Below are 4,095 nucleotides of genomic sequence, written 5' to 3'. Positions count from 1 at the left end.
AGTCTTGCGTGAAGCCATGTCGCATCCCGAGCGCGTCCAAGGCTCCCACTTATGCGGTTCACCAGAGCGCAAGCAATCCTTAGGAGGCTGATCGGCGGGCATATAAAAGTTCGATGAGGAGCAGCATCCGAATGGCGACCAACAATCGACACTCAGATGTTCTCCCTCGCCGACGCAGTTTGATCTTGTGCGTACGAACCGAACAGCCACGTTTTCATTGTTAGTAGTGAGGATCACTGTTCCTCGGTACGGCCGACTTGCGGCCTCAGCAAATGAAGGAATGACCATGGCTACGAAACAGAAGGATGGACCTTCACAACCCAGCAGGAGCCGGAAGGCGCCGAAGAAGTCGGCCTCGAAGCCCACCTCCCGGTCTGCCACTAAGAAGGAAGCTGGCGCTCCCAAGCGTGCTCAGCCCAAGGCGATGACCGGCTCTCAGTCCGCGACGAAGTCCCAGGCTGTTCCCGCGAAGTCCCGGTCCTCCGCAGGGTCGCGCACGGCGGCACGTTCGACCTCTGGTACGTCGAGGTCGCGGTCCACAACGCAGGCCCGCTCCGCATCCCGCTCGCAGGGTAGCATGCTGAACCCGATGGCTTGGCTCTCGAGCTTGGAGGCAACGCTCACCTCGCCGCAGGCCCGGACGGTGATGGCGGAGGCTCTCAGGGCGGTCGCGAACGTGCTGGAGAAGCCGCAGGGCGGCGAGCAGGGACAGGGCAGCGGCACGCAGCAGGGCAGGGACGCCGTTTCGGCCGCGGGAAGTCTCGGCGCCGAGATCGTCGCTGCTCCGCTGGAGGTTGCGGCAGCTGCCATTGGAGCTGCCGGTGAGGTCGTAACCAGCGCCCTTGGCGGTTCGTCGGGCGAGGAGCGCGGCAATGGTGAGAGCAGCAAGGGCCGCAGACGGTCCTCCTCGCGCAAGAAGGCATCGGCGGGCGACTAGCCAACGCAGTGCTCGGCCGGGCAGAAAGCAGATCCTCCAGGCTCAGCCCTGTCCGGCTGTTGTCGAAGCTTGATGAGGATACTCCAGGTCAAGTGGCTATTCGTTCATTGAACGCCATAGTCGCTACATCTTGCCCTCACAGAGGACCGAGGGACGTAACCATGGAGTTTGACAATGGCAGCATCAAAGACAGGCAACACTGGAGCAACGGCAACCAAGAAGCCGAACCCGGCTCTGATGAAGCCGCTGCAGCCCTCGACCGAATTGGCAGCCCTGGTAGGCTCCTCCCCGCTGCTCCGCACCGAGGTGGTGAGCAAGGTATGGGAATACATCAAGGCCAACAATCTCCAAAACCCTGAGAACAAGCGGGAGATTCTGGCAGATGACAAGCTTCGGGCAGTCTTTGGTGGCAAAGACAAGGTGAGCATGTTCGAGATGAACAAGTACTTCGCTCAGCATCTCTCCTGAGACTGCTCCTCGCACGACGGCACGCCCACCCCGCCACAGCTCTGACGAGGTGGCTGTACTCCCAGCCGTTGCCTCTACAGCTCCTGATTAGACTGCTTTCTCAAGCCCCGGAGTCTGTGACTGATTGCTTGCCAGGGTGACAGGACCAGCAACCCTTCTGGAGAAAAGGGCAGGAGATTAGGTTCCGCCACACAACGGTGCTGATGCGGACCCCGGGCTTGGATCAGGCCGCAAGGAAGAGCTCATTCTCTCGCCAGGCAGCGCAGGCTCTTCTTCCGTTCGGGCGTGCGGTCGCGATGCGCTCCTGGAAGCGTGCTTGGGCTTCCTTGAGCAGACGGCGTTTTCGGGCGAGGGGCTGAGACGCCCTTGTGGTGTCGTTAACAACTGCGGCAGCCGCCGCGTACAGATCGGCTGTTGCGGCATCCAGGCCGGGATCTCGCTCGAACAAGACAACCAGGCTTGCCATGTGCTGCCTGAGGAGCGTCTGCAGTTCACAAAGATAAGGCTGATCGCCGCCGAACTCGATGGCGTTCAGAGTTGGTGAGAGCAATGCCAACTTCTCCTCGATGATGTCGGTGAGCCGTTTATCCGCCATGAGCAACCGTCTCCAGGTAGCAGGAAGCCCGCCCAGCCCTTGGGTCCCACGGGAGAGCATGCGCTTGCATGGTTAACCAGCGGTTTCAAACGATCGGGTAAAGCGACACGGCAACCACGTGCCGCTAGTTCATGCAATGTGCTCTGGCCCGCTTATCTCAGGAGCGCTTACTGTATCAGGCGTTGACGCTCATCAGGGGCAGAGTAGAATGGTGGCGCGGTGTTGCAACCGTCATCGCATGTGCCCCGACTGGAGTTTGGAAGAGGCTTCAGTCGAGGCGTTCTCATTTCGACTGAAGGCGATGCTGCCACAGATCGGGGTGAGGGGACTGGCTCCACAAGGGCAAGAGAAACCAGAAAACCTTTCCGCTGACAGAACACGGGGCAGCGGATGATTGGATGCGATCGCGGCCGTGAGACTTAGCTTGCCAACCTGACGAGCTGCGGCTCGCGCAGCATGTAGCCGCGGCCCCAGACCGTCTCAATGTAGTTCCTGCCGCCTGAAGCCACCGCGAGCTTCTTGCGCAGCTTGCAGATGAACACGTCGATGATCTTGATCTCYGGTTCATCCATGCCGCTATACAGATGATTGAGGAGCATCTCTTTGGTGAGCGTGCTCCCCTGACGCTGAGCCAGAAACGCCAGGATCTTGTACTCCGTGCCGGTCAGGTTCACTGGGCGTCCCCCGATCTCAGCCTGTTGAGCCCGAGGTTTGATCGTCAGGTCGCCGCATTGAATTATGGTCTCAGTCTGCTCGGACGAGCGACGGACGATTGCCTGCATGCGGGCGATGAGTTCATCCTTGTGAAACGGCTTGGTGAGATAATCATCAGCGCCATAGCCGAGACCCCTGACCTTGTTCTGGATCCCGTCCAAGCCTGAGAGGATCAGGACGGGCGTGCTCACCTTGGCAAGACGCAGCTGTTGCAGGACGTCATAGCCTGACATGTCTGGGAGGTTGAGATCGAGCAGGATGATGTCGTAGTCGGGAAGCTGGCCAAGATTGATGCCGTGCTCGCCCAGATCTGCGACAGAGATCCGTACGTTGTGGCGCTGGAGCATGAGCTCAATACTCTGAGTGACAGAGATGTCGTCTTCGATCAGCAACACCCGCATCGCACCACCTCCCGTGAGCCTTGGCTAATGTGAACGACGTATGCTCAACAAGAAGTTAATGTCGGCTGCACGTTGACGCTTTCACCCCGCTGGCCCTGTTCCAAGAGGCAACAGCCTTAGCCGGCTAAGTAAATTCGCATAACATATCTTATGGAACCTCATGCTGCCTTAAAGCTGTCAGGAGCTCAGGCTCACATAAACTTGGATCGCTGTGTGGGTGGAGTTTTTTGACAAGAAGTTCGTCGCTACAGGGACATCTCCAGGCGGTATCTGTGCTCCTGTCGAGGTCGGCTTTCTTGGGGCTGGCTCAGCGGCTGACGCGCCAGATCCGCCCTCCCGCATCATCAGACACGACAATTGACCCATCCAGCAGTTCCTTGACATCAACGGGGCGCCCAACGCCGCTCAGAAAGCTTTGTCCGTTGCCAGAGCGGCTGCTGCCAACACTCAGCCGCACAACCTGGTACCCAACCGGGGTGCTACGATCCCAGCTGCCGTGTTCGGCAATCAGCGCCTCGCCCTGCAACTCCGGGAACATGGCACCGCGATAGAAGTGGACCCCAAGCGTCGCGACATGAGCTTGGAACTCATACGCGGGCGGGTTCTGTGGCGCTGGCGGAGCCGCCTCCTCAAAACCGCGCAGCCGCACTCGGCCGCCGAAATAAGGAAAACCATAAAAGCCCCCCGGCTGTAGGACGTTCAGCTCGTCGGGTGGTGTGTTGTCCCCCATCCCGTCCGCGCCGTACCGGGAGCCCGCGTCGAGGTGTTCGCCCGTGTGCCGGCCGCCCGCGCCATGGTCGTCTGTGGCGATACTCTCTATATCGGCACCAAAGGCAACGCGGTCTATGGCGTCCCCCTCGCAGGGGGACCGGCCGTACGGGCGGCTTCCGGGCTCGTCGCGCCCAACGGTGTCGCCTGTCTGGGGACCAAGCTCTACGTCGCATCGCGCGACCGGGTCTCGACTTTTACGCCCGTGCCCG

General features: G+C 60.3%; 6 protein-coding genes and 1 pseudogene. 3 read left to right on the top strand and 4 right to left on the bottom strand.

Going from position 1 to position 4,095, the window contains the following annotated elements; translation table 11 throughout:
- Nucleotides 1-435 precede the first annotated feature (435 nt).
- Complete coding sequence (locus ACXJKO_RS30205) at nt 436-579, bottom strand: hypothetical protein (RefSeq protein ID WP_457094710.1); 144 nt, start codon at nt 577-579, stop codon at nt 436-438.
- On the opposite strand from ACXJKO_RS30205, the gene ACXJKO_RS30200 reads away from it, so the two are divergent.
- On the top strand, nt 578-937 hold the full coding sequence (locus tag ACXJKO_RS30200) for a hypothetical protein (RefSeq protein ID WP_457094709.1): 360 nt from the start codon (nt 578-580) through the stop codon (nt 935-937). The two genes, ACXJKO_RS30205 and ACXJKO_RS30200, sit on opposite strands and share 2 nt — an antisense overlap.
- A 174-nt stretch (nt 938-1,111) precedes the next feature.
- Nucleotides 1,112-1,405: an SWIB/MDM2 domain-containing protein gene (locus tag ACXJKO_RS30195; RefSeq protein WP_457094708.1), complete on the top strand. Its 294-nt coding sequence runs from the start codon at nt 1,112-1,114 to the stop codon at nt 1,403-1,405.
- A 223-nt stretch (nt 1,406-1,628) separates the two neighbouring features.
- Here ACXJKO_RS30195 and ACXJKO_RS30190 read toward each other — a convergent pair whose 3' ends face one another.
- The 3 genes from ACXJKO_RS30190 to ACXJKO_RS30180 form a co-directional block, all read right to left on the bottom strand.
- Nucleotides 1,629-2,000: a hypothetical protein gene (locus ACXJKO_RS30190; RefSeq protein ID WP_457094707.1), complete on the bottom strand. Its 372-nt coding sequence runs from the start codon at nt 1,998-2,000 to the stop codon at nt 1,629-1,631.
- 419 nt (nt 2,001-2,419) lie between these two features.
- Nucleotides 2,420-3,115, bottom strand: a complete 696-nt coding sequence (locus ACXJKO_RS30185; RefSeq protein ID WP_457094706.1) for a response regulator transcription factor — start codon at nt 3,113-3,115, stop codon at nt 2,420-2,422.
- 307 nt (nt 3,116-3,422) lie between these two features.
- Nucleotides 3,423-3,845, bottom strand: a complete 423-nt coding sequence (locus ACXJKO_RS30180; protein WP_457094705.1) for a PQQ-dependent sugar dehydrogenase — start codon at nt 3,843-3,845, stop codon at nt 3,423-3,425.
- 33 nt (nt 3,846-3,878) lie between these two features.
- Between ACXJKO_RS30180 and ACXJKO_RS30175 the strand changes: the two are divergent.
- Nucleotides 3,879-4,095 (top strand): annotated as a pseudogene (locus ACXJKO_RS30175) (PQQ-dependent sugar dehydrogenase); the annotation flags it as partial.

It is taken from the genome of Microvirga sp. P5_D2, assembly GCF_054049475.1.
Note: the sequence above shows the minus strand (reverse complement) of the source record. Positions and strands in the feature narration are given on the sequence as shown.